Annotated in this window: 2 protein-coding genes; one reads left to right on the top strand and one right to left on the bottom strand. The window is 42.2% G+C overall.

Annotated elements, in window-relative coordinates:
* Positions 1-139: 139 nt before the first annotated feature.
* The gene (locus ABHN01_RS24930; RefSeq protein WP_429877780.1) at positions 140-1,486 is read right to left on the bottom strand and encodes a sigma-54 interaction domain-containing protein; all 1,347 of its coding nucleotides are present in this window, start codon (positions 1,484-1,486) and stop codon (positions 140-142) included.
* A gap of 223 nt (positions 1,487-1,709) precedes the next feature.
* Here ABHN01_RS24930 and ABHN01_RS24935 point away from each other — a divergent pair.
* A partial coding sequence (locus ABHN01_RS24935; protein ID WP_429877781.1) for an aldehyde dehydrogenase family protein occupies positions 1,710-2,096 on the top strand: 387 nt, incomplete at its 3' end.

Here is a 2,096-nt window from a genome sequence, read left to right on the forward strand (position 1 = left end):
CCAATTTCTCGTAAGAACCAAGTTACAACCGGCCTTGACAGATGGCTTTAATCTTTTAAAGCTACCTTCGATAACCCGTTCATTTATAGGATTATTAAATAATATAAAAGTCTTTAACGTGATTAAACTGGGCCATACATCAGTGGTTGTGCATATGGAATTTTTTAATTTTCTTCACAAGGGTTGAATGGTCTACTCCTAAAGTGGCCGCAGCTTTCCTAATAGAGGGCTTCCTCTGTAGTGCATCTTCAATCAATCTTTTTTCAAAGAGTTTGACCCGCTGTTTTAAAGGAAGAATGGATTCAGGATGATTCTGAATCCTGAAGTGAGGCGGGAGGTCAACTGGTTCAATCGTAAGGGAAGGAACCGAAACAATCATGCTTTCCACTAAATTTCTTAATTCTCTAACATTCCCTGGCCAATGATAATTTTCCAATATGTGCAGCGTATCTTGTGAGATATGCTTCTCCACATTATATAATTTACAGAAATGAGCAAAAAAGTGCTGCAGCAGGACATGGATGTCTTCTGGACGCTCACGCAAAGGCGGAACGTTCAATTCAACAACCTGCAAACGATAAAATAGGTCTTCCCGGAATTTACCTACTCTAACCAATTCCTTTAAATTTTGATTGGTAGCCGAGATAATTCGAATGTCCAATTGCTTCGTTTTGGTGCCTCCAACTCGCTGGACTTGCTTCTCTTGGAGTACACGGAGCAATTTGACCTGCAGCGGTAGCGGCAGTTCACCTATTTCATCAAGAAGAACGGTCCCTTTATCTGCCAGTTCCAACAACCCGATTTTTCCTTCCCGGCGTGCTCCAGTGAACGCGCCCTCTACATGGCCAAACAACTCTGATTCTAACAATGGTTCAGGAATGGCCCCGCAGTTCACTTTAATAAAAGGCTTATCTTTCCGGTCACTTAATTGATGAAGTAAATCGGCGATGACTTCTTTTCCTGATCCGGAAGGGCCTAACAATAAAATACTTGTAGGGAAGGATGCCACCTGCTCTACTTTTTGAATCACTTCTTTCATTCGGACACTTTGGAAGATCACTTGTTCATCCGAGCCATCTGTCATAAACGTGTAACGGTTTTGGCTCATTTCTGAAAAACTTTTCGCCTTTGTTAACTCTTTAGTCATCCTATTTAATTGAGTAATATCGCGGACACTCGTCACCACCATCTGAATCTCACCAGATTCATTGAATACGGGATTTCCGGTGACGATGACATCTTTTTGTTGTTGCCCGATTTTCTGCAAAATGGAAATCCTCTTTTTGGCATCCAATACGAGTAGAGAGACAGACTGATCAAAATATCCTTTCTCCATTAATTCACTCATGTGCTGGCCGACTAGCTCCTCTCGTTGGAACCCAGTCATTTCCTCATAAGCCGAATTAACAAGCAATGTCTTGCCTTCTTTATTAACCACATAGATACCGTCTGTGGAAAATTCTAGTATCTTCTCTAATTTATCCATGATAAAAACCCTTCCTTGTTCAAAATATGGTGAAAATCGTCACCAATGGTGAAAATCGTCACCGGCTATATTATATAACCATTCGTTCATAATACGGTTTTTGTGGTGAATTTTATCACCACATGAGAATCAACAAACCCGTGCCATCGTAATCAACACAGGCTTTTTTATTTTGGCATGGATCTTGCAAGCATATGAAGAAGTGAAAGGAGGGAAGTCCATTATGAATATCAAAGGTTTATTTATCAATGGAAAACCAGTAATCAAGCAAAGAACCTACGATCTCCGGTCTCCCTATCACGGAGGAACCATCGCCACAATTAGTATGGCGGATCAAGAAGATGTAAATCGGGCAATCGACGGGGCTCAGGCGGCTTTTGAAGTAATGAAAGAGATGCATGCCTATCAACGCTCTGAGATCTTGTTAAGGGTTGTGCGAATCTTTGAGGAAAGGAAGGAGGAGTTAGCTCGTGTATTGGTACAGGAAGCCGGCAAACCTATTCGCACCGCACGGGGAGAAATCGATCGAACCATTGCCACCTACCAGCTTGCTGCAGAGGAGGCAAAAAGGATTTATGGGGAGACGATTCCGATGGATGCGGCCCCAGGC

It is taken from the genome of Fictibacillus sp. NRS-1165 (assembly GCF_050468105.1).
Taxonomy (GTDB): Bacteria; Bacillota; Bacilli; order Bacillales; family Fictibacillaceae; genus Fictibacillus_C; species Fictibacillus_C terrinigri.

Excerpts from the sequence above, each read along its gene's own strand:
- ABHN01_RS24930 (WP_429877780.1), bottom strand. The coding sequence starts at position 1,486 with ATGGATAAATTAGAGAAGATACTAGAATTTTCCACAGACGGTATCTAT.